Consider the following 22,686-nt stretch of genomic DNA (forward strand, 5'->3'; position numbering starts at 1 on the left):
GCGGGTCTGGTCGTCGCTCACAGGTCACTCAGCTTTCCGGTGGACAGGGCGCGCTCGGCCCAGCCACTCAACGCGGTCCGGTCGATCTTGGAGTTGTGGCGGATGTCGGTGGGCTGCTCGGGGACGACCAGCACCGCGCTCACGGGCAGCCCGGTGGCGAAGTCCACCGTGGCCCGCACACGCTCGCTCAGCTCGGCGGGCGCGAGGTGCGGCTTCTCGGCGCGGGGCTCCGTTTCGATCACGGCCACCGCGGACTGCGAGCCCACGGGGCCGACACCGACCACGGCCACGCGGCCCACGCCGGGCACGGTCTGCGCGGCGTGCTCGGCGGCCACCGAGGAGACGGGGCCCTGCGCCATGGTGATCACGTGCGCGAGCCGGCCCTCGTACCAGAGCCGCTCCCGGGCGTCGAAGTGCCCGACGTCCCCGGTGCGGTGCCAGCCGGGGGTCAGGTCCGACTCCCGCTCGGTGATCCACAGCCGGTCGTAGTGGTCCTTGGCGTGCGGCGCACGGGCCACGATCTCGCCGGTCACACCGGGCGTGGTGACGATCTCGTCCGACACGGAGCCGTCCGCCGTCAGCGGCAGGACGCCGAGCTCGGCACCCTCGACCGGGGTGCCGACGCACACGCCGCGGCCCGCGCCGTCGACGCCGCGCTGCGCGTCCTCGCGGGCCGCCCGGATCACGTCCAGGCTGACATCCGTGAGCGGCAGGGCCTCGGTCATCCCGTACGGGGTGTGCAGCTCGGCGGCGGGCATGAGCTCCTGCAGCCGCGCGAGCAGCTGCTCGGGGATCGGGGCTCCCGCGGAGAGCATGAGGTCCACCCGGGCCAGGGCGTCCCGCTCGGCGGGGGAGAGCGCGTCAGCGGTGGCCAGCACGTTCTCGATGGCCGCGGGGGACGCGAACACCGCGGTCGCCCGGATGGCCATGGTGGCCTCCGCCAGCGCCTGTGCCGTGAGGGTCTTGGGGCTCGTGACGTCCATGTCCGGGGTCACGGACGCCGCACCCAGCGCAGGGCCGAGCAGAGCGAACGGCGCGAAGCCGGCCACCAGGCCGGTTCCGGCGCGCAGGCCGTAGGTGTCCCGGATGGTGTCCCGCATCCCCGCCATCTGGCGGTGGGTGTAGACCACGCCCTTGGCCGGGCCGGTGGAGCCGGAGGTGAAGAGCACGGCGGCCTCGGCGTCCGGGTCCACGGCGGGGATCTCGGCGGGGTCCACGCTCGTGACCGAATCCATGAGCTCCGCCACGGTGTGCTCCACGCCGAGCAGCTTCTTGGAGACGGGGTCCAGGGAGTCCGCGGCGATCCGCCGTCCCGGCCACCCGAGGGCACGGGCACCCACGAGTGCCTTGCGGATGCCCACGAACCACTGCGGGGAGGAGCCCTTCAGCGCGCGGGTGAGCCCCTTGCGCCCGAGCCCCTGGTCCGCGACCACGATCACGGCGCCGATGCGCAGGCACGCGTAGATCAGCGTGGTGAGCATGGAGCCCGGGGGAACCATGAGGTTCACACGGTCGCCCGGGCGTACGCCGGTGCGCAGCAGGGCCACGGCGAGCCGGTCCACGGAGGCGGACAGCTGCGCCCACGTGACGCTGCGCTCGATGTTCAGCTCGGGCGCGGAGCCGTCCACGGTCCCGGTCACCGGGCCCATGTCCACCACGGCTGGGGTGTCGTCGTTGCGGCGGGCTTCCAGCTCCGCGAAGAAGGGGACGAACGCGGCCCGGCCACGGGCGCGGCGGTCACGGTGGGACTCGACCACGGGGTCGACGCCGCCGAAGCGCTCGTCCAGCCAGGTCAGAATCGCTGTGGAGATGTCCCGTGCCTCGGGCACCAGGTGCTTGGCGCCCTCGTAGCGGTGGACGTCCGCGTGGGGCGCGCGGTGCATGAGGTCCTCGAGGTAGCGCTGCTGGAACACCGGGTCCCCGGTGCCCCACAGCAGCAGGGTGGGGACCTCGCGGGCGCTCATCCGACCCGCGATCCGCTCGTACGCCGCGTGGGACGGGTGCTCCGGTGGTGCGGGGATGTCGGCGACGAAGTGCGCGATGCCCTCGCGGCGCTCACGGGTCGTGTAGGGCGCCTTGTACGCCTTCCTGACGTCCTTGGACGGCGCGGGATCGCACAGGGCGAGCGTGGTGTCCAGGAACGCGGTGGAACCAGTGGTCACGGGCCCGTGCACGGCCTTGTTCAGGGCCAGTCGCAGCGCGGAGGGGATCGGCTCGGCGTCGTCGTGGTGCACGGCGGTGTTGGTCATGACGGTCGCGGCGTGGATCTCGGGGTGCTCCTGGGCCCAGCCCTGCGAGATCAGACCGCCCCAGTCGTGCGCGAGGGTGACCACGGGCAGCCCGGCGGTGTCGAGGCCGATCTCCCGGGTGAGGTCGCCGAGGTCCGTCACTCGGTCCTCGAGGCGGCGGAAGAGCCCGGTGCGCTCGGAGAAGCCCATGTCCAGCTGGTCCACGGCCACCACGCGCCAGGGCCGCTCGGTCTCGGTGGCGGCCCGGACGACGTCGCGCCACAGGTAGGACCATGTGGGGTTGCCGTGCACGGCGAGGACGACGCCCTGGGGCGTGCGCCCGGCGGCGGAGAGGGCCTGTCCGTTGTCGAGCAGGTGCCAGCGGCGCTTGCGGCCAGGCACCGGCTCCACCGGGGCGGTGGAGGCCACGGTGACCACACGGGACCACGCGGGGTCCACACCGGGGAGGGGAGTCTCCGTGAACGGCAGCCGGGCGGCGTCGTCGGGGCAGGAGGAGGGGGAGGAGGTCATGCGTGCGGCTCCGTTCTCTGGGGCGCTCACCAGGCGATTTCCATGAGGGTCGTGTTCAGGCCCGAGCCCACTCCCAGGCACAGCACCCGGGCACCGGGCTCCAGTCGCTCGGCCTCGAGGGCGAGCGTCATGGGCAGGGCGGCGGCGGCCACGTTGCCCCAGTAGGGGAAGGTCAGGGGGACCCGCTCGGGGTCCAGACCCATGTCCGCGATGAGCTTGTTCGTGTGCGAGTTGGAGACCTGGTGGGTGACGTAGGAGTCCATGTCCCGCCAGTCCCAGCCGTCCTTCTCGGCGTCCAGCCAGGCCTCCACGACGAGGCCCACGCCGTGGTTGAGCAACCCGGTGGCATCCGTGAACATGCCGTCCCCGCCTCCGATGCACAGCCGGCTGAACTCGGTACCGGCCCGGGTGACGGAGCCGACGATCCGGTGCCCGTCCGGGTGGCGGTCCGCGGGGCCCACCACGGCCGCGGCCGCACCGCAGCCGAGGGTGAGGGTCGCGAACTCCTGGACCACCTGGTCGCGGGTGATGCCGTCCTGGCTCAGCCGGGCGAGTGCCGCCTCGTGCCATGGGGAGGGATCCTCTCCGGCGACCACCAGGGCGTATTCGATCGCACCGGCGTCGATCATGGACGAGGCCACGGTGAGGGCGTTGACGAAGCCCAGACACGCGTTGGTCATGTCGAAGTTCAGGGCCGAGCTGGGCAGTCCCAGTCGCTCGTGGATGCCCACGGCCACCGCGGGCTCGTAGTTGTCGCGTGTGACCGACGCGTTGATGAACAGCCCGATCTGCTCCGGTCGGATCCCAGCCTGCTGCAGCGCGGCCTCCCCGGCCTCCGTGGCGCCGTCCGTGAAGTGCCGACCGGGGGCCCACCCGCGGCGCTCCTTGATGCCAGCGAGCCGCTCCAGCAGCCCCTTGGGCATCCGCAGGCGCTTGAAGGTGTGCTCCAACTCCTCATCGAACCGGGTGGACGGGATGACCACGTCCGCCTCCGTCTTGGTCACGGACAGGATGGCGGCGTTGCGGTTTGCGATGGTGGAGTTACCGGTCAATGTGGCGCTTTCGATCAGACGCCACCCGTACGGTCAAGGAATCGGTCGCGACGAGCCTCGGCGCTCGGGTGAACAAGCGGGTAGGACCGGCCCAGTCTAACGGCCGATTCTGACAGGTTTCTCCGCCCGCGCGAGGCGTTGGCCCAGTTGCGGATGAACGCCCAGGCCACGCGGACCGTGGCCACCCGGGGAAGTGGCTGGAGCGGGCAGGCACGGGCGACGTCGCCGGGCCCGGGTCCGCGGGTGGCGCCGGGTAGACTCGCTTCCACCCCCGCAGCGCGCGCTCCGCGTGGGCCCGGCGCCCCCTGCCGCCCGCCTGAGCGTCCACCAGCTCGACACAGGAGACCCCCGGCGTGCACTTGAAGACACTCACCGTGCGTGGTTTCAAGTCCTTCGCCTCCGCCACCACCTTCGACTTCGAGCCCGGGGTCACCGCCGTGGTGGGGCCCAACGGCTCGGGCAAGTCCAACGTGGTAGACGCCCTCGCCTGGGTGATGGGCGAGCAGGGCGCCAAGTCGCTGCGCGGCGGGAAGATGGAGGACGTCATCTTCGCGGGCACCTCCGGCCGTGCCGCCCTGGGGCGCGCACACGTCTCACTGACCATCGACAACGCGGACGGTGCACTGCCGATCGAGTACTCCGAGGTCACGATCTCCCGCACGCTCTTCCGCTCGGGCGGCTCCGAGTACGCGATCAACGGTCGCTCGTGCCGGCTGCTGGACATCCAGGAGCTGCTCTCGGACTCCGGGCTGGGCCGTGAGATGCACGTGATCGTGGGACAGGGGCAGCTGGACCGGATCCTGCAGGCCACGCCCGAGGACCGCCGCGGCTTCATCGAGGAGGCCTCGGGGATCCTCAAGCACCGGCGCCGCAAGGAGAAGACCCTGCGCAAGCTCGAGTCCGTGCAGGCGAACCTGGACCGGCTCGAGGACCTCACCGGGGAGATCCAGCGTCAGCTGACCCCGCTCGGGCGGCAGGCCCGCACCGCGCGCAAGGCGCAGCGGATCCAGTACGACGTGCGGGACGCCCGCGCCCGCCTGCTCGCCGACGACCTCGTGGCCGCCCGCGCGGGAATGGACACGGACCAGGGGGCGAGCACGGAGGCCCGGCGTCGCAGGGACGAGCTGGAGAAGTCCGCCGCCGCGCTCGCGGAGCGGCTGCAGGAGACCGAGACCCGGGCTGCGCACACCGCCCCCGCGCTGAACGCCGCGCGCACCAGCTGGTACGAGCTGAGCACCGTGCGGGACCGCTTCCGGGCGCTGTCCGCGCTCGCGGGGGAGCGGCGTCGGCTGCTGGGCAGCGCGGAGGAGCCCGCTCCCCAGGGGCGGGACGCGGGCGCCCTCGAGGAGCAGGCCGCGCGCACGCTCGCCGAGGCCGAGCGGCTCGCGGAACGGGTCGCGGAGGCCCAGCAGACCCTGGACCGCGAGCACGCGGCAAAGGAGTCGGCAGAGGACGCGGCTCGCACGGCCGAGGCCCACTCCGCGGAGCTCGTGCGGCGTGCCTCGGACCGGCGGGAGGGCCAGGCCCGGCTCGCCGCGGCGGTCACCGCCGCGCGCTCCGGGCTGACCGCCGCGGAGGCGGACGTGGAGCGCGTGCGCACCGAGATCACGGAGGTCGTGGCGCGCGCCGAGAGGGCCCGGTTGGAGACCTCATCCCTCGCGGAGGCGGCGGAGACCACGGCCGCCCGGGCCCAGCAGGCGGGCGACCGGGCACGGGAGGCAGAGGAGGCCGCCGAGGCCGCCCAGCGCGAGAGCCGCGCCGCGGAGTCCCGCAGGCAGGCCGCCGCGAGCGAGCTGAAGACCAACACCGTGCGTCTGGAGACGCTGCGCCAGTCCGTGCGCCAGCCGGACGGCTCCGCCTCCGTGGCGGACGTGGTCCCCGTCCTGGGTGAGGTGCCGCGGGCCGTGCGCGTGACCCCCGGGTGGGAGCGCGCCGTTGCCGCGGCCCTCGGGCCGTGGTCGGAAGCGCTCGCCGTCTCCTCGCACACCGCGGCGGCGCGCGTCTTCGCGCAGCTCACGGAGACGGGGCAGGGCCGGGCGCACCTCGTGATCTCAGGAGGGGACGACGACGCCCGGGACCCGGCCGTCGCCCGGCTCACCCTTCCGGAGGGCTGCGTGGGCGCCGCCGAGGTCGTGCGCGCGGGGGAGACCGGCGGGGACGCCGCCCGGGTGCTCGCGGCGGTGCGCGCCGAACTGGCGACCACCGTCCTCGCCCCTGATGCGGAGACGGCTGTGCGGGTGCTGGAACTCGCGCGCTCGCGGGACGAGAGCACGGCCAACGCGGTGCGCGTTGCCACGAGCGACGGCAGCGTGTACTCCCGGCACCGGGCGCAGGGCGGTGCGGCGGAGGCTGCGGGACCGCTGGAGCTCTACGCGCTGATCGAACAGGCGGAGTCCCGCACCGCCGAGCTGCGGGACGCTGCCGAGCAGGCCGCCCGTGAGGCCGAACGCGCGGAGGCGCGGCGCGCGCGAGCCGTCGCCGCGGCGCGGGAGGCCGGGCAGGAGTCCACCCGGTCCCAGAAGGAGGCCGCTGCAGCAGGAGCGGCGCTGAGCAGGGCAGAGGCCACGGCGTCGTCGGCGGACTCCGAGCTGCAGCGCCGCCGGGACGTCCTCGCCACGGCCGAGCAGCGGCTGTCCCAGCGCGACGACGAGCTGCGCCGCGCCGTCGAGCGCGCCGAGTCCGCGGAGACCGGGGACGAGGATGACCTCGAACGTGAGCAGCTGGCAGCTGCCGCGGCGAAGGACCGCGCCGAGGCCGCCGCGCGCGCCGCCCGGGAGGCGGAGACCGAGGCCCGGCTCGCGCTGCGCGGGCTCGAGGAGCAGCAGCGCCACGCGGCGTCACGTGCCGAGGCACAGGCCAGGGCCGCCCGCTCCGAGCGGGCCGCGCAGGCCGAGGCTGCCCGCCGCGCTGAGCGACGCCGGGTGCAGGCCCGGGTCGCGTTCGCCGTCGCCACGGCTGCGGAGCACCTGCGGGCGCGAGCGGAGGAGGCGACCCGTGAGGCCGCCGCCGAGCGGGACGAGATCGAGACCCGGCGCGCCGGACTCGACGAGGCCGCCCAGCGGCTGCGCGCGGAACGCGACGAGGTCACGAAGGACCTGGCCCAGATCACGGAGCAGCTGCACCGCGCGGAGCTCGACCTCGCGCAGCGGCGCGCTCGGCTCGAGGGGCTGGAGACCACCGCGCTCGAGGAGCTCGGGCTGACCCCGGACTTCCTGGTGGACCACTACGGGCCGCATCTGCCGGTGCCTGACGCGGACGTGGTTCTGGAGGAGGCACAGCGGGCCGAGGAGGAGGACACTCCGCGACAGCTCGAGCTGCCGAAGATGACCGACCCCGGCGCGCCGTTCCGCAGGGAGGAGCAAGAGGTCCGGCTGCAGCGCGCGCAGAAGCAGCTCAAGGCGCTCGGCAAGGTCAACCCGCTCGCGCTCGAGGAGTTCGCGGCGCTGGAGGAGCGTCACACGTTCCTGGTCACCCAGCTGGAGGACGTCAAGAACTCCCGCACGGACCTGCGCAACATCATCCGGGACGTGGACCGGCACGTGGAAGAGGTGTTCACGCAGGCCTACCGGGACACCGCCGAGCAGTTCGTCTCCGTGTTCGCCACCCTGTTCCCGGGCGGCGAGGGGCGGCTGCGGCTCACGGATCCCGACGACATGCTCAACTCCGGCGTGGAGGTCGAGGCCCGTCCCGCCGGGAAGAAGATCAAGCGGCTCTCGCTGCTCTCCGGCGGCGAGCGCTCCCTGACCGCCATCGCCCTGCTGGTGGCCATCTTCAAGGCCCGCCCGTCCCCGTTCTACGTGATGGACGAGGTCGAGGCCGCCCTGGACGACCGCAACCTGGGGCGGCTGCTATCCATCTTCGAGCAGCTCAAGGAGAGCTCGCAGCTGATCATCGTGACCCACCAGAAGCGCACGATGGAGATCGCGGACGCCCTCTACGGGGTGTCCATGCGCGGCGACGGCGTGAGCCTGGTGGTGGGCCAGCAGCTCTCGCAGTTGCGCTAGTCACAAACCGCTGACGGCGACGCGCGGTCGCGCCGCCGGCCCGTGTCGGCCTCCGGCGGGCGAGTCCTCCTGTGATCCCGAGCCCCTGATACGGACGACGGCGTCAGCACCAATGGCCGCGTGAAGCTCAGTGCCCGTGTCATCCTTCCGTGCTCGCACACGGGGATCGTGCTCGTGCAGGGCCTTCTCGATCGCCGTCGGGACAGAAGCGGAGTCAGCCGTGGACGACCACTTGTCACTGCGCGTGGAGGGTACCGGGAGGGTTTTCGACCGAGCCACGGGAGGATGACGCAGCGCAGCGCCACCATGAACAGCAGCACGACGACGGCCCCGGTCAGCAGCTCCGTGAGAAGGGCAGCCCCAGACTCTGGAACAGGAGCTGTCCCAGGACGCCGCGAAGCACATAACCGAGGAAGAAGCCGAGCACGTTGTAGCTCGTGGTGCTCGACGACGAACGCTTCGTCCTCATCGTGCCCTCACTCCTTCGTCTCCGTCCGTGTCGCGTCCGGCGCCGTCTCCCGCACCGGCAACCAGGCGAGGGCGGCGATCAGCATGAGGGCCCCGGAGACCCCGAACGCCCACCCGAAGCCGGCGGCGTCCGCGAGTGCTCCGGCGATGATCGGCCCGGCGATCTGCCCGGCGTCCGCGCACATCTGGTAGCGGGACAGCACCTTGCCGCCGGCACGGTCCGGACCGATCACGTCGGCCACGGCCGCCTGCTGGCCGGGGTTCAGCGTGCCGGATCCCACGCCCGCGAGCAGTGAGAGCACGGCGAAGGCCACCACGGTGGAGCTGAGTCCCACCCCGATGGTTGCCACGCCGCACACCACGAGTCCCGTGAGAACCAGGGGTTTGCGCCCCCACCGGTCCGTGAGCCTGCCGGTCACCGTCAGCGCGCACGCGTTGCCCACCGCGAACAGGGCCAGTGCCAGCCCGGCGACGGCGGGGCCCTCGCCCACGATCTGCGTGGCCAGCAGCGGAACGAGAGCCACGCGCACGCCCATCGCGGTCCACCCCGTGGAGAAGCTGGAGGCGAGCGCGGCGCGGTACGCCCCGGCGTCGAGCGCGTCCCGGACCCGCATGACCGGCTGGGTGGCCGCGCCTCGCCTGGCCCCGAGCGTCTCGTCCTTGAGCCGCAGCCACACCACGAGCACGGCCACGAACAGTGCCGCGGCGTAGATCAGGAACGGCGCGTGCATCCCCAGCCCGGCCAGCGCGCCGCCGAGCACGGGGCCCAGGATGCCGCCCAGCAGGAACGCCGTCGCGTAGTAGCCGGAGACCCGCCCGCGCATGGTCCGCGGGGAGAGCCGGACGATCAGCCCCATCGCGGAGACCGTGAACATGGTGGAGCCGATCCCGCCCAGGCCGCGGAAGACCAGCAGCTGCCAGTAGGTCTGCGCGAACGCGGTGGCCGCGGAGGACAGCGCCACCACGATCAGACCGATCAGGTAGGTGGGGCGCTCGCCGAGCCTGTTGACCACCGTGCCGCTCACGGGGGCGAAGACCAGCCGGCACAGGGCGAACGCGCTGATCACCGCGGAGGCCGCGGCCACCCCCACACCGAAGCTCGACGCGAACTGGGGCAGCACCGGGGCCACGATCCCGTAGCCGAGTGCGATCACGAACGCCGCGGCGATCAGCACCTTGATGGCTTCGGGGACCTTCTCCCGGGAGGCAGACGGCACGGCGTCCGGGACGGTCTCGACGGGGGGCTCGTCGGGGTCTGTCGGGATGCGGGGCTCGGCGGGATCGCGGGGTTCGAGGTGGGACACGCCTGGCAGTTTATGGGAGATTAGACGGGTGATGACTCCTGAACTGATGTGGATCGTGATAGCCGCCGCGGCGGTGGTGCTGCTCGTGGTGTTCGGCGTGCTGCTGCTGCGCAAGCCCAAGGCCCCGAAGGGTGGGTACCCGGGCACGCGGGACGTGGACGACGTCCCGGACATCACTGACGAGGGCGTGGTCGAGGACAGCCCCGTCGCCACTCTGGAGCGCCCCGAGTCCGCCCGCGGCCGCCTGGAGCGGCTTCGCGGCCGCCTGGCGAAGTCCAACACGGTGCTCGGCAAGGGCCTTCTCAAGCTGCTCTCGCGCGAGCGGATCGACCAGGACACGTGGGACGAGATCGAGGACACGCTGCTCATGGCGGACCTCGGCACGGACGCCTCCGTGGAGCTCGTGGAGAACCTGAAGAAGCGTGTGCGCGTCACGGGCACCAAGGACCCGGGGGAGCTGAAGGCGCTGCTGCGCGAGGAGATGCTCGCCCTCGTGGATCCCACGCTGGACCGCTCCGTTCACACCGAGGCGGTGCCCGGCAAGCCCGCCGTGGTGCTCGTGGTGGGCGTCAACGGCGTGGGCAAGACCACCACGGTGGGCAAACTCGCGCGCGTGCTCGTGGCCGAGGACAAGGACGTCCTGCTCGGCGCGGCAGACACGTTCCGCGCGGCCGCCGCTGACCAGCTCGAGACCTGGGGAGCCCGCGTGGGCGTGCCCACGGTGCGCTCCGAGCAGGAGGGCGCGGACCCCGCCTCCGTGGCCTACGACGCAGTGAAGGCCGGCATCGACCAGGAGGCGGACGTGGTCCTCGTGGACACCGCTGGCCGGCTGCAGAACAAGGCCGGTCTGATGGACCAGCTCGGCAAGGTCAAGCGCGTGATCGAGAAGGCAGCCGAGGTGGACGAGGTGCTGCTCGTGATCGACGCGACCACCGGGCAGAACGGCATGGCCCAGGCCAAGGTCTTCGCCGAGGCCGTGGACATCACCGGCATCGTGCTCACCAAGCTGGACGGCACCGCCAAGGGCGGCATCGTGGTCGCCATCCAGCGCGGGCTGGGCGTGCCCGTCAAGCTGATCGGTCTCGGCGAGGGCCCGGACGACCTCGCCCCCTTCAACGCCGAGCAGTTCGTGGACGCAATCATCGACTGAGCCTGCTTCCCCGCGCGATGCCGACGGCGCCCGCCCCCTTCGTGGGAGCGGGCGTCGTCGTCGGGGCACCGGCACTCGCCCTGGCCCTTGCCCCGGACTGGAACCGGCATCAACACCGGCACCTGAGGAGTTAACACGATCGTCACACGCGGACGTGACGTGAAACACCGGCGTCACGAACCCGCGCCGTCGCGGTAACACCCGCCCCGTTGACTGTGCGCAAGAGGCGCAAAGGCTGTGCCGACACGAAACAGGGACGAGGTGATCCGGGTGGAGTTGACCGCCGGACACGTGTGGACCGTGGTGGCCGCGGGGTTGGTGTTCTTCATGACCCCCGGACTTGCACTGTTCTACGGAGGCATGACCCGCGCCAAGGGTGTGCTGAACATGATGATGATGAGCTTCGCCGCGCTCGGCGTGGTGGGCGTCGTGTGGGTGCTGTGGGGCGGTTCCATGCTCGCCGGGGACCCGGTGCTGGGCGGCCTCACCGCGGATCCGTTCGCGCACTTCGGTCTGCACGGCCTGATGGGCACCGAGGACCTGCTGTCCTCAGACTTCTCCGTGACATTCGCGATCATCACCGTGGCCCTGATCTCCGGCGCGATCGCGGACCGCGCCCGGTTCGGCACATGGGTGGTCTTCACGCTCGTGTGGGTCACCCTGGTCTACTTCCCTCTCGCGTACATGGTGTGGGGTGACGGGCTGTTCTCCGAGGACGGCGCCCTGGGCCGGATCTTCGGCGAGCCGATCGACTTCGCCGGCGGGCTCGCCGTGCACATCAACGCGGGCATCGCGGCTCTGGTGCTCATCCTGCTCATCGGTGCCCGCCGCGGCTTCGGCCGCGACTCGGGCCAGCGCCCGCACAACCTGCCGCTCGTGATGCTCGGCTCGGCCATCCTGTGGTTCGGCTGGTTCGGCTTCAACGCCGGCGCCGCAACCACCGTGGAGCAGGCCGCCCTGATCTGGACCAACACGCTCGTGGCCCCGGCTGCGGCCATGCTGGCCTGGCTGCTCACCGAGCGCATCCGGGACGGGCACGCGACGTCGCTGGGTGCGGCGTCGGGCGTCGTCGCCGGGCTCGTGGCCATCACGCCGGCGTGCGCCAACGTGACCCCGCTCGGCGCGATCCTGCTGTCTGCCGTGGCCGGTGCGTGCTCCGCGATCGCCGTGGGCCTGAAGTACCGGATCCACCTGGACGACTCGCTGGACGTGTGCGGCGTGCACCTGGTCTCCGGCATCGTCGGCACCGTGGCGCTGGGCTTCCTGGCGATCCCCTCCGAGGGCCGGGCCGGGGTGTTCTACGGTGGTGGCTGGGGCCTGCTGGGTACCCAGCTCGCCGCGACCCTCTTCGTGACGCTCTACACCGGCGTCCTCACGCTGGTCATCGGGCTCGTGCTGAAGGCCACCATGGGGCTGCGGATCACCCGCCGGGACGAGGTCATCGGCGTGGACCTCACCCAGCACGCGGAGTCCGCGTACTCGCTGAAGGACGAGGCCACCGGCTACTTCGCCGGGCAGGCCCCCGCGCGGCCCCTGCCCGGGACCGCCGAAGCCCCCGTGCCCGCCGCCAGCAAAGGAGACAACCAGTGAAGCTGATCACCGCAGTGGTGCGACCCGAGAAGTTCAGTGACGTCAAAGACGCCCTGGAGAGCTACGGCGTGCAGGGCATGACCGTGCTGACCGTCCACGGCTATGGCCGCCAGCGCGGGCACCGCGAGGTCTACCGCGGTGCCGAGTACACGGTGGACCTCCTCGAGAAGGTGCGCATCGAGACGGTCGTGGAGGACGGCGAGGTCCAGGACCTTGTGGACGTCATCGTCACCTCCGCACGCACGGGCGAACCCGGGGACGGCAAGGTGTGGGTGACTCCCGTGGAGAACACCGTGCGCGTGAGCACCGGCGAACTGGGTGACGTCGCGCTCTGAGGTCGCACGCGACGTCTTCGGCACAGGCCCCGTCCGGGCGACCGGGCGGGGCTTCGCTTGCTAACCTGGGACACTGAATTCATCCGTTGTCAGACGAAAGCAGCGACCACCCCGTGTTCAATTCACTGTCCGACCGGCTCACAGCGACCTTCAAGAACCTGCGCGGCAAGGGCCGGCTCTCGGAGGCCGATGTCGATGCCACCGTCCGGGAGATCCGCCGGGCCCTCCTCGAGGCGGATGTGGCTGTGCCCGTGGTCCGGGAGTTCACAGCGATCGTCAAGGAGCGCGCGCTCGGCGCGGAGGTCTCGGAGGCGCTGAACCCCGGCCAGCAGGTCGTGAAGATCGTCAACGAGGAGCTGCAGAACGTCCTCGGCGGCGAGACCCGGCGGATCAACCTCGCCAAGACCGGGCCCACGGTGATCATGCTCGCGGGCCTGCAGGGCGCGGGCAAAACCACCCTGGCCGGCAAGCTTGGCAAGTGGCTCACGGACCAGGGCCACAAGCCCGTGCTCGTGGCCTCCGACCTGCAGCGGCCCAACGCCGTCACCCAGCTGCAGGTGGTCGGCCAGCGCGCCGGGGTGCCGGTCTTCGCCCCGGAGCCCGGCGCCACCTCGGAGTTCGACGACCCCACGGGGGATCCCGTGAAGGTGGCCCGCGACGGCGTCGACTTCGCCCGCTCCAAGCTCTACGACGTCGTGATCGTCGACACCGCCGGACGCCTGGGCATCGACCAGGCGCTGATGAACCAGGCGCGCGACATCCGCGACGCCGTGGATCCGGACGAGGTCCTGTTCGTCATCGACGCCATGATCGGCCAGGACGCGGTGAACACCGCCAAGGCGTTCGACGAGGGCGTGGACTTCACCGGTGTGGTGCTCTCCAAGCTCGACGGCGACGCCCGCGGCGGTGCCGCGCTGTCCGTCCGTGCGGTGACCGGCAAGCCCATCATGTTCGCGTCCACCGGCGAGGGCGTGGGGGACTTCGAGCAGTTCCACCCGGACCGCATGGCCTCGCGCATCCTGGACATGGGCGACGTCATGACCCTGATCGAGCAGGCCGAGCGGCAGTGGGACAAGGCCGAGGCCGAGCGCATGGCCAAGAAGTTCACCGACCAGGAGGACTTCACCTTCGAGGACTTCCTCGCGCAGATGCAGCAGCTGCGCAAGATGGGCTCCATGAAGAAGATGCTCTCCATGATGCCCGGCGCCGCCGGCATGCGGGAGCAGCTCGAGAACTTCGACGAGCGCGAGATCGACCGGGTGGAGGCGATCGTGCGCTCCATGACCCCGCACGAGCGCGTGGCCCCCAAGATCATCAACGGTTCCCGCAGGGCGCGCATCGCCCGCGGCTCCGGTGTCACGGTCTCCGAGGTGAACCAGCTCATGGAGCGCTTCGCCCAGGCCCAGAAGATGATGAAGCGTCTCGCCTCGGGCCAGGGCGTCCCCGGTATGCCCGGCGGCATCCCCGGGATGGGTCGCGGCGGCGCGGCCAAGAAGGGCGGCAAGACCAAGAAGAAGGGGTCCAAGTCGGGGAACCCGGCCAAGCGTGCGCAGGAGAACGCGGCGCTGGCCTCGGGCCGGAAGCCCGCGGCCAGCGGCAGCTCCTTTGGAGCGCAGGGGCAGGAACTGGACGCCGAGTCCCTCAACCTGCCCAAGGGCTTCGAGAAGTTCCTCGGAAAGTAGAAAGTAGGCGGTCATGGGTTCGTACCTTCCCGACGACGAGCTGCGGGCGTTCATCGCCACGCTGCCCACCCGGCGACTCGCGTCTGCCGCGCTGATCCGTGACGAGAGCGGTCGCGTCCTGACGGTGGAACCCAACTACAAGGACGGCTGGACCCTGCCCGGCGGCACCGTGGAGGAGGGGGAGGACCCCCGCACCGGGTGCTTCCGCGAAGTGGTGGAGGAGGTTGGCCTGCACCTTCCCGAGGGGCGGCTGCTGGCCGTGAGTCACGGCGTGGCCATGGGCATGTGGGGCGACTCCGTCTCCTTCCTCTACGACGGCGGCGAGATCGCCTCTGACACGCCCATCACGGTGCAGGAGGAGGAGCTGTTGTCCCATCGGTGGGTCGCGCCGGAGGACCTGGAGACCGTGCTCCCGGCGAGCCTCGCGGAGCACCTGCGCGACGCACTCGGAGTTCTCGAGACCGGGGGCGTGGTGGAGCGCGTGGTGAACGGTGGCGGGGCATGAGCGAGACCGCGCACACCACGGCCCGGCAGACGCGCACTGTGGCGCTGCTGCACGCGGACGCACCCCAGCTGCCATTCCTCGCCGGGGCCCTGGGCAGCCCGTTCACCGCCGTCACCCAGGACGGCTGGTCGGCGGTGCTCGTCACTCCGGGCGTGGATCCCCTGGCACTCGCAGCTGCGGGTGACCCGGGCAGCGTCTGGGTGGTGCTCACCTCAGACGGCGAGAGCCGCACCCTGCGCGTGTGCCCGCCCGTGACGGCACTGGACTCGCACGCGGACTGGCGCGAGCAGCTGGCGGAGCTCGCCGAGGCCACCACCCTTCGGTGGGGTCCCGGGGAGCAGGCCGAGACCCCGTCAGACGTGGAGTCTGCCGCGGTCGTGGAGACGGTCGCGTCCCTGCGCGACCTGGACCCGGCAGCCACCGCGCGGCTCGAGAACTACGCCCGCACCCCGAGCTCGGCTCTGCTGCTGGAGTCCGTGCTGCAGCTGCTCGGTCTGCCCGTGATGGCGGCGAAGATCGTCGAGCAGCAGCGGGAGCTCCACGAGTTCGAGGGAGTCGGCGAGTACGAACCGCGGACGACAGGGCTGTCCCTGCTCGACGCCGCGAGCGTGGAGCCCAGCGGCAACGACGTGCTGGCGCGCATCCAGCGGGCCTACGTGCGCCGCCCCGCGCTGCTGCTCGCTGTCGGCGGGGCGGAGGTCGCCCTGGGCGCGGGTCTGGCCGGGCTGGCCTCGCGTGGCGGGCGCGGCGCGAAGCTGCTCGGCTCGGCGTCGGCCCTGATGCTCTCGGACGCCGCGGTGCAGACGGCACTGTGGGCGGCGGTACGGGCGCGCAAACGCCGCTGAGGCGCCGTCGTACCCGAAGAACGAGGGCACGACGCCCACGGGTGCCGGGTGATTTTGACACCTGTGGCACAATGGTCGGGTACTCGAACCGTGCGGACCCTCTCACCGCGCGTGATCTCGTGTCCACAGGAAACCCACGGACCACCCGCCCCACGGGCCGGTGCGTGCGGTGTCCGATCCATTCGAAACAGGAGTAACCACACAAGTGGCAGTCAAGATTCGTCTCAAGCGTATGGGCAAGATCCGCGATCCCCGCTACCGCGTGGTGGTCGTCGACTCTCGCAAGAAGCGCGACGGTCGTGTGATCGAAGAGGTCGGTGTGTACCAGCCCACTGAGAACCCTTCGTACATCAACCTGGTGTCCGATCGCGTGCAGTACTGGCTCGGTGTGGGCGCGCAGCCCTCCGAGGCCGTGCTGGCTCTCATGAAGATCACCGGCGACTGGCAGAAGTTCAAGGGTGAGCCGGGCGCCGAGGGCACCCTGAAGCAGCCCGAGGCCAAGAAGGAGTTCGTGGCCCCGGACAACGGCTCCGTGATCATCCCCGAGGCCATCACGCCCAAGGCTGATAAGGCCGAGGAGGCTCCCGCCGAGGAGACCGCCACCGCAGAGGACGACGCCGAGAAGGCCGAGTGAGCATGCTCGCCGAAGCCCTCGAGCACCTGGTCCGCGGCATCGTGGACGCCCCCGAGGACGTCACCGTGCGTGCCCGTGAGGGCCGCCGCGGTGAGACGCTCGAGGTCCGGGTGCACCCCGACGACCTCGGGCGCGTGATCGGGCGCTCGGGACGCACGGCCAAGGCCCTGCGCACCGTCGTCTCGGCACTGGCTTCCGGCGAGAGCGTTCGCGTGGACGTGGTCGACACCGACCGTCGTCGCTGAGCGGACACAGCACTGGTTCACGGCCCCCGTTCCTCCTTCGGTGAGGAACGGGGGCCGTGTTCGTCCCGTGGCACAGCCGCAGGGGCGACGAAACCCGGGCGGCGACGCCCCGGGAGGCGGCCGCCGGGCGGAGAGGTGCCCCGGGCGGCGCGAACGAGCACGAGAGACCACGAGATCCCACGAGGAGTTGCAATGAGCGTTCGGGTGGCCCGGATCGGCAAGCCGCACGGAGTGCGCGGCGAGGTCACGGTGGAGCTGTTCACCGACGACCCGCAGTCGCGCTTCACCCCGGGGTCGGTGCTGCGCGTTGCGGCGGGGAGACGTCCCCGCGGCGTGCAGGAGCCCCGGGAGCCGCTGCGCTTGGACGAGGTGACAGTGGCGGGTTCGCGCTGGAACAAGAGCGTGCTCGTGGCGAAGTTCGAGGAGATCTCGGACCGCAACGCCGCGGAGGCCGCACGGGGGCTCGAGCTCTTCGCGGAGGTCGCGGACCTCGATCTCGACGACGACGAGTGGCACCAGGACGACCTGCTGGGCCTCACCGTGGTGGACACCACCCGGGGGGATGCCACCATCGGCACGGTGAAGGCGCTGATCCAGGGCACGGTCCAGGACCTGCTCGAGGTGAGCCGCGCGGGGGGCGGTCAGCCCGTGCTGATCCCCTTCGTGGAGGAGATCGTCCCCGAGGTGGACCTGGATCGCGGGGTGGTCCTCGTGACCCCGCCCCCGGGTCTGCTCGAGCTGGGGGAGTCGGAGTAGAGCGTGCGCATCGACGTCCTGAGCATCTTCCCTGAGTACTTCGAACCGCTGCGGCTCTCGCTGATCGGCAAGGCCGTGACGGACGGGCTGCTTCAGCTGACCGTCACGGACCCGCGGGCGTTCGCGACCGACAGGCACCGCACCGTGGACGACACCCCCTACGGCGGGGGAGCGGGCATGGTCATGAAGCCGGAGCCGTGGGCGCAGGCCCTCGAGTCCGTGCTGGGCGCGCAGGACGACGCCGCGGCGTCGCGCCCCGTGCTCGTGGTCCCCTCGCCGGCGGGCGAGGTCTTCACCCAGGAGATCGCCTACGAGCTCGCCGCGGAGAAGCACCTGGTGTTCGCATGCGGTCGCTACGAGGGCATCGACGAGCGGTTCCTGGACTGGGCCAGCGGCGAGGTGCGGGTGCGTCCTCTGAGCCTGGGCGACTACGTGCTCAACGGGGGCGAGGTCGCGGTGCTCGCCATGACCGAGGCCGTGACACGCCTGATCCCCGGTGTGATCGGCAACCCCGAGTCCCTCGCGGAGGAGTCCCACACCGGCGGGCTGCTGGAGTACCCCGTCTACACGAAGCCTGCCACGTGGCGGGAGCGGGAGGTTCCCGAGACGCTGCTGTCCGGGCACCACGGCCGGATCGCGCGGTGGCGCCGGGACCAGCAACTGGCCCGGACCGCGCGGCGTCGTCCCGACATGGTGCTCGCGCTGGACCCGGCCACGCTGGACCGCGCGGACCTCGCGGTGCTCGCCGAGCACGGCTACCACCCGGAGACCGGGGGCGAGGGTCTGGGCTGGCGCCGTGAGGTGACCCACGAGGCGCCCTGCAGCGGCCCCGATGTGGCATAATGGCACGCTGTGTGTGCGTCGGGCACGCCCCTGCCGCAGGGGGGAGAGCGACCAACGACGCACCGCGCGGACCGGGCATTCCATGATCCGGTCCGGATCTCAGTAGCGCGACCACCCCTCGGGGGCAGGGCGCAGACCACACGTGGGAGACCTGCGGCGATCACGAGGAGTCATGTCATGAACATTCTTGACCAGCTTGATGCCAAGTCGCTGCGCGACGACGTCCCCGACTTCCGTCCGGGTGACACCCTGAACGTTCACGTGAACATCGTGGAGGGCAACCGCTCCCGTGTCCAGGTGTTCAAGGGCTTCGTCCTGGGCCGCCAGGGCTCGGGCGTGCGCGAGACCTTCACGGTCCGCAAGGTCAGCTTCGGCGTGGGCGTGGAGCGCACCTTCCCGGTGCACTCCCCGATCATCGACAAGATCGAGCTCGTGAGCCGCGGCGACGTCCGCCGCGCGAAGCTGTACTACATGCGCGACCGTCACGGCAAGGCTGCTCGCATCCGCGAGAAGCGCGAGCCGAGCAAGTAGGACTCAACCGGGTGCCACAGCACACGGAACACGCGGAGGGCCCGGCAGCTGCCGGGTCCTCCGCCGTGAACAGGCCTGTTTCCACGCGTCGCTGGTGGCTGCGCGTGGTGGCCGTCGCCCTGCTCACGGCCCTCGTGCTGACCGCCGTGCTGCGGGGCTTCGTCGTGGACGTCTACTGGGTGGGTTCCGGGTCCATGGAGCCCACGCTGGAGGGCGGGGACCGGGTGCTCGTGGACAAGCTCGTCTCGGGGGACTCCGTGCAGCGCGGGGACCTGGTGGTCTTCGACGGTCGAGGCTCGCTGGAGCCCCTCCACTCCTCGGACCCGTGGTACGTCCAGGCGGCCCACACCACCGGGCGTTGGCTCGGCCTCACCGGCTCGGACACCGCCTACGTCAAGCGGGTCTTGGCCACAGCGGGCGACACCGTGGCGTGCTGCAGCGCGAACGGGCTGCTCACGGTCAACGGCCAGGAACAGCACGAGGACTACATCTATCCTGGGGACGCACCCTCCGACATCACTTTCAGCGTGCAGGTGCCCGAGGAGCGGGTCTGGCTCATGGGCGACCACCGCCGCGTGTCCGTGGACTCGCGCTCCCTGCTGGGAGCCCCGGGGGGAGGCCTGATCCGCACGGAGCGGATCGTGGGCACCGCCGAACGCGTGGTGTGGCCCCTGGACCGCGCCCGTTCCCTGAACGGGTGAGGAACCCGGCCGACGGCGACGACGCCGCGGGGCCCGCGGGCGTGGCTCGCGGGCAGGATTGCCTCCGGGCACCAGGGCGGGCCGCTACCGTGGCACGCACCAGCAGGTCCCACCACAGAGAAGGAACGCGCAGTGGCTGAGCAGCAAGAACCGGACGTTCCGGGCACCTCCCGTCCCCGCGAGGACCTCGGGGGGCAGACCCCCGCTGGGGCGGCCGAGTCCTCCGCCGACGCCGCGGCCTCGGGCGGGGCGCGCGGCGGCAGGGCACGGCGTCGTCGTCGTGGCTCCGAGAAGCCGACCACCGGGTGGGGCGCGGTGCGCGAGATCCTGATCGTGGTGGTGCTGGCGCTCGTGATCGCGTTCGTGGCCAAGACGTTCCTGATCCGCGGCTTCTTCATCCCCTCCGGGTCCATGGAGCAGACGCTCGAGCTGGACGACCGGATCTTCGTCAACGTGCTGGACGCGCGGATGGGGGAGATCGAGCGCGGGGACGTCGTGGTCTTCGACGACACGCAGGGCTGGCTCCCGGCCAGTGCCAGGACGGGGACGAACCCCGTGCGTGGTGCCCTGGAGTTCGTGGGGCTGCTGCCCGACAGCAGCCAGCAGGCCCTCGTGAAGCGTGTGATCGGTGTGGGCGGTGACCACGTGACGTGCTGCGACGCCTCGGGGAAGATCACCGTCAACGGCAAGGCCCTCGACGAGCCCTACCTCTACCCGGGGGTGCAACCCTCCGAGATCCCCTTCGACGTCACGGTTCCGGACGGCGAGTTCTTCGTGCTGGGCGACCACCGCAACGCCTCCGCGGACTCCCGGTACCACATCGAGACCGGGACCGAGTTCATCAAGCGCGAGGACGTGGTGGGCACCGCGTTCGTGATCGCGTGGCCGCTGGACCGCTTCCAGTTCCTGCACAACCCCGAGGGGTCGTTCCAGGACATTCCCGCGGCCGACAAGTGAGTCCCGCGAAGGCGGCGGCTCCGACCCTCGACGTCGAGCGCCAACTTGCACTCGCGGGTGCCCGCTACGTGGCGGGCATGGACGAGGTGGGGCGCGGCGCCCTGGCGGGGCCCGCGAGCGTGGGCGTCGTGGTCGTGGACGCTGCCCGCTGGCTGGGCCCGGAGGGCGACGTCGCACCGTCCAGTGGGCTGTCGACGGCGCCGTCCGCGGGGGCTCCCTGGGAGGGCGTGCGCGACTCCAAGGCGCTCAGCGCCGCCCGGCGCGCCGCTGTCGCACCGACCATCCCCTCGTGGGCCGCAGCCCGTGGCGTGGGGCACGCAGAGCCCAGCGAGATCGACGCAGTGGGCATCAACGCCGCCCTGCGGCTCGCGGGGCTGCGCGCTCTTGCCGCGGTGCACGAGGACGGGGTGCCCGTGGACGCGTTGATCCTCGACGGGTCGTACAACTGGCTCGACGTCCCGCCTGTTCTCGGCCAGGACGAGGACCCCGTGGTGCTGCCGCCCGTGGTGCGCACCCTGGTCAAGGCCGATGCGCAGTGCGTGAGCGTCGCGGCCGCCTCGATCGTCGCCAAGGTGGAGCGCGACGACCTGATGGCCGCGCTCGACACCGACTACCCGGCGTACGGCTGGGCAGGCAACAAGGGGTACGGAAGTGTGGGACACCGGGAGGCGCTGACCCGGTACGGAAGCACTCCGCACCACCGGGTGAGCTGGAACCTGGGCATCTGAGGCAGCGCCCTCGCTCCACACCTGCGCCCCGTGCGTGACCTCGCCTGGGCGTACGGTTCACAGTGGGCGCATGAACACCTTTGCCCCGCACTCCGAAGCACCTCTGATCGAGCCTCCCACTGATCCGCCCACGGATCCCCCCGGCGGTCCGCGCACCGATCCCGCGGAGGGCCCACGTCCTCCCGCGGCCCCGCACCTCGGCGTGGGGCGTGCCGGCGAGGACCTCATCGCCGGTCTGCTCCAGCGCTCGGGGTGGCAGGTGCTGCACCGCAACTGGCGGCCCGTCCGGGCACCGGGCGCACCCCGCGGGGAACTGGACATCGTGGCGGAGCGGCACGGCCGAGTCACGGTCTTCGAGGTCAAGACACGCTCCGGCGGGGACTTCGGCCACCCTGCCGAGGCGGTGGGTGCCGACAAGCTCCGCAGACTGCACGTCCTCGCGCGGGCGTGGGCCCGCGAGAACGCCGCCGCCGTGCCGTCAGTGGACGTCGTGGCGGTGCACTGGCCACGCGGCTGCTCACCCCGGGTGGAGCACGTGGGATCGATCGGGTGGCTCTGACCGGCGCCCTCCTCGGGGTGGCCCGGGCTCGCTGAGGGGGGGGTGATTCCCGCTCATCTCGGCAACTCCGACGGATTCCGGCGAGGGGACCATGGCGGAGCACATCACATTCGCCACGGGCGTCTCGTAGGATGGGAGCCTGCATGCGCGTGCCGTTCAGCGGCCGGGGGTGTGATTGGAGGGCCGGATGAAGACAGCGGGGTGGCTTCCACATGTGCTCTCCGCCACGGTGCTGACCGCCGCCGTCTCCCTGTGCGTCGTCGGCTGCGGGGAGGAGCGGAGCGACTCACCGGACACGAGGGCCTCCGCCTCTGCTTCGGCAGACGGCAGCCTGCACCCGGGCACCTTCCGGGCGAATCTCCCCGGCGGTGCGAGCGTGAGGATCACGTTGCCCGCTCCGGATGTCCCAGACCAGAGGATCGACAGGCTGCGCCAGGACGCCAAGGTCGCTCGTGCCACATACGCCACGGTGGAGATCGACAACGAACACGGTGCCTCGCCGGTGTCCGTGAGCCGTCTCGTACTCCGGGCGAAGGACGGCGCCTCCTACCAGCTCGAGCACGTCTCCCGCGCAACGGAGAAGTGGATGCCCCGGGTCCGCGACGAGGAATACCACGCCCGCGACGGGTCGACCCTGCCCCAGGAGACGGCCGAGAAGCTCAGGATGCGTCTGCGGGATGCCGCAGCATCCGCCACGAAGGACATCCCCGTGGGGGAACGGGGCTCCAACCTTCTGGTGGGCGACATCTCCGCGGTCCCGGACAGCTTCGTCAGTCTTGAGCTCATCCCCCAGATCGGTGACCGGGAGGTCACACCGGTGAAAGCCCACCCCGATGGCGGGGAAGGGTCCTCCGACGCACCGGGCACCAGCGGTTCGTCCCGGGTCGACGGCGCCGACGAGGCCGAGGACGCCCCCGCCCCGGACTCCACGGAGCTCCCCGTGGATCCGGGGGCGGCAGAGGACCCCAAGGACCCGGTGCCGTCCTCCCAACCGTCCGCGGCCAACCCGCCCGTGGACCCGGTCGACCCCAACCCCGT

20 protein-coding genes and 1 pseudogene are annotated in these 22,686 nt (G+C 71.6%); 17 read left to right on the forward strand and 4 right to left on the reverse strand.

All coding sequences use genetic code 11. The annotated features are described in order from the left end of the window. Window positions 1-17: 17 nt before the first annotated feature. Window positions 18-2,759 (reverse strand): alpha/beta fold hydrolase, encoded by a 2,742-nt coding sequence (locus B3G12_RS11780; protein ID WP_290500492.1) that lies wholly within the window; start codon window positions 2,757-2,759, stop codon window positions 18-20. A gap of 26 nt (window positions 2,760-2,785) precedes the next feature. After that, window positions 2,786-3,811, reverse strand: a complete 1,026-nt coding sequence (locus B3G12_RS11785; RefSeq protein WP_144942529.1) for a 3-oxoacyl-ACP synthase III — start codon at window positions 3,809-3,811, stop codon at window positions 2,786-2,788. A 353-nt stretch (window positions 3,812-4,164) separates the two neighbouring features. On the opposite strand from B3G12_RS11785, the gene smc reads away from it, so the two are divergent. Beyond that, window positions 4,165-7,815: a chromosome segregation protein SMC gene (gene smc / locus B3G12_RS11790; RefSeq protein ID WP_290500495.1), complete on the forward strand. Its 3,651-nt coding sequence runs from the start codon at window positions 4,165-4,167 to the stop codon at window positions 7,813-7,815. Window positions 7,816-8,149: 334 nt separating this feature from the next. Here smc and B3G12_RS11795 read toward each other — a convergent pair whose 3' ends face one another. Together B3G12_RS11795 and B3G12_RS11800 are read right to left on the reverse strand one after the other, a co-directional pair. Continuing rightward, window positions 8,150-8,284, reverse strand: coding sequence for a hypothetical protein (locus tag B3G12_RS11795; protein WP_290500497.1), 135 nt, complete (start codon window positions 8,282-8,284; stop codon window positions 8,150-8,152). A 7-nt stretch (window positions 8,285-8,291) separates the two neighbouring features. Next, complete coding sequence (locus B3G12_RS11800) at window positions 8,292-9,587, reverse strand: MFS transporter (protein ID WP_342353645.1); 1,296 nt, start codon at window positions 9,585-9,587, stop codon at window positions 8,292-8,294. Window positions 9,588-9,618: 31 nt separating this feature from the next. Between B3G12_RS11800 and ftsY the strand changes: the two genes are divergently transcribed. The 16 genes and pseudogenes from ftsY to B3G12_RS11880 all read left to right on the forward strand — a co-directional run. Next, entirely contained in the window at window positions 9,619-10,737 is a 1,119-nt protein-coding gene (gene ftsY, locus B3G12_RS11805) for a signal recognition particle-docking protein FtsY (protein WP_144942531.1), read from the forward strand. A 270-nt stretch (window positions 10,738-11,007) separates the two neighbouring features. After that, entirely contained in the window at window positions 11,008-12,327 is a 1,320-nt protein-coding gene (locus B3G12_RS11810) for an ammonium transporter (RefSeq protein ID WP_244944673.1), read from the forward strand. After that, window positions 12,324-12,662 carry a P-II family nitrogen regulator gene (locus B3G12_RS11815; protein ID WP_126875005.1) on the forward strand — a complete coding sequence of 113 codons (339 nt, stop codon included), beginning with the start codon at window positions 12,324-12,326 and terminating at the stop codon, window positions 12,660-12,662. Before B3G12_RS11810 ends, B3G12_RS11815 begins: the two co-directional genes overlap by 4 nt. 113 nt (window positions 12,663-12,775) lie before the next feature. Then, on the forward strand, window positions 12,776-14,344 hold the full coding sequence (gene ffh, locus B3G12_RS11820; protein WP_144942533.1) for a signal recognition particle protein: 1,569 nt from the start codon (window positions 12,776-12,778) through the stop codon (window positions 14,342-14,344). 13 nt (window positions 14,345-14,357) lie between these two features. After that, window positions 14,358-14,849, forward strand: a complete 492-nt coding sequence (locus B3G12_RS11825) for an NUDIX domain-containing protein (protein ID WP_145009342.1) — start codon at window positions 14,358-14,360, stop codon at window positions 14,847-14,849. Further along, a complete protein-coding gene (locus B3G12_RS11830) occupies window positions 14,846-15,694 on the forward strand; it encodes a hypothetical protein (protein ID WP_290500503.1) in 849 nt (282 codons plus the stop codon). The genes B3G12_RS11825 and B3G12_RS11830 overlap by 4 nt, the downstream gene beginning before the upstream one ends. Window positions 15,695-15,899: 205 nt before the next feature. After that, on the forward strand, window positions 15,900-16,328 hold the full coding sequence (gene rpsP / locus B3G12_RS11835; RefSeq protein ID WP_126875007.1) for a 30S ribosomal protein S16: 429 nt from the start codon (window positions 15,900-15,902) through the stop codon (window positions 16,326-16,328). Between the two features lie 2 nt (window positions 16,329-16,330). Further along, window positions 16,331-16,573: an RNA-binding protein gene (locus tag B3G12_RS11840; protein ID WP_055083649.1), complete on the forward strand. Its 243-nt coding sequence runs from the start codon at window positions 16,331-16,333 to the stop codon at window positions 16,571-16,573. Window positions 16,574-16,765: 192 nt separating this feature from the next. Continuing rightward, a complete protein-coding gene (gene rimM, locus B3G12_RS11845) occupies window positions 16,766-17,329 on the forward strand; it encodes a ribosome maturation factor RimM (protein ID WP_144942536.1) in 564 nt (187 codons plus the stop codon). A 3-nt stretch (window positions 17,330-17,332) separates the two neighbouring features. Further along, window positions 17,333-18,172: a tRNA (guanosine(37)-N1)-methyltransferase TrmD gene (gene trmD, locus B3G12_RS11850; protein ID WP_260983346.1), complete on the forward strand. Its 840-nt coding sequence runs from the start codon at window positions 17,333-17,335 to the stop codon at window positions 18,170-18,172. A gap of 177 nt (window positions 18,173-18,349) precedes the next feature. Next, window positions 18,350-18,703: a 50S ribosomal protein L19 gene (gene rplS / locus B3G12_RS11855; protein ID WP_055083644.1), complete on the forward strand. Its 354-nt coding sequence runs from the start codon at window positions 18,350-18,352 to the stop codon at window positions 18,701-18,703. Between the two features lie 65 nt (window positions 18,704-18,768). Next, window positions 18,769-19,404 carry a signal peptidase I gene (gene lepB, locus B3G12_RS11860; RefSeq protein WP_290500509.1) on the forward strand — a complete coding sequence of 212 codons (636 nt, stop codon included), beginning with the start codon at window positions 18,769-18,771 and terminating at the stop codon, window positions 19,402-19,404. A 132-nt stretch (window positions 19,405-19,536) separates the two neighbouring features. Continuing rightward, a complete protein-coding gene (gene lepB / locus B3G12_RS11865; RefSeq protein ID WP_186366660.1) occupies window positions 19,537-20,361 on the forward strand; it encodes a signal peptidase I in 825 nt (274 codons plus the stop codon). Beyond that, entirely contained in the window at window positions 20,358-21,089 is a 732-nt protein-coding gene (locus B3G12_RS11870) for a ribonuclease HII (RefSeq protein ID WP_144942539.1), read from the forward strand. Before lepB (B3G12_RS11865) ends, B3G12_RS11870 begins: the two co-directional genes overlap by 4 nt. 70 nt (window positions 21,090-21,159) lie before the next feature. Next, on the forward strand, window positions 21,160-21,648 hold the full coding sequence (locus tag B3G12_RS11875; protein WP_144942540.1) for a YraN family protein: 489 nt from the start codon (window positions 21,160-21,162) through the stop codon (window positions 21,646-21,648). Window positions 21,649-21,835: 187 nt separating this feature from the next. Continuing rightward, window positions 21,836-22,686 (forward strand): annotated as a pseudogene (locus B3G12_RS11880) (hypothetical protein); the annotation flags it as partial.

It is taken from the genome of Kocuria sp. UBA5001, assembly GCF_002398425.1.
Lineage (GTDB): Bacteria > Actinomycetota > Actinomycetes > Actinomycetales > Micrococcaceae > Kocuria > Kocuria salsicia.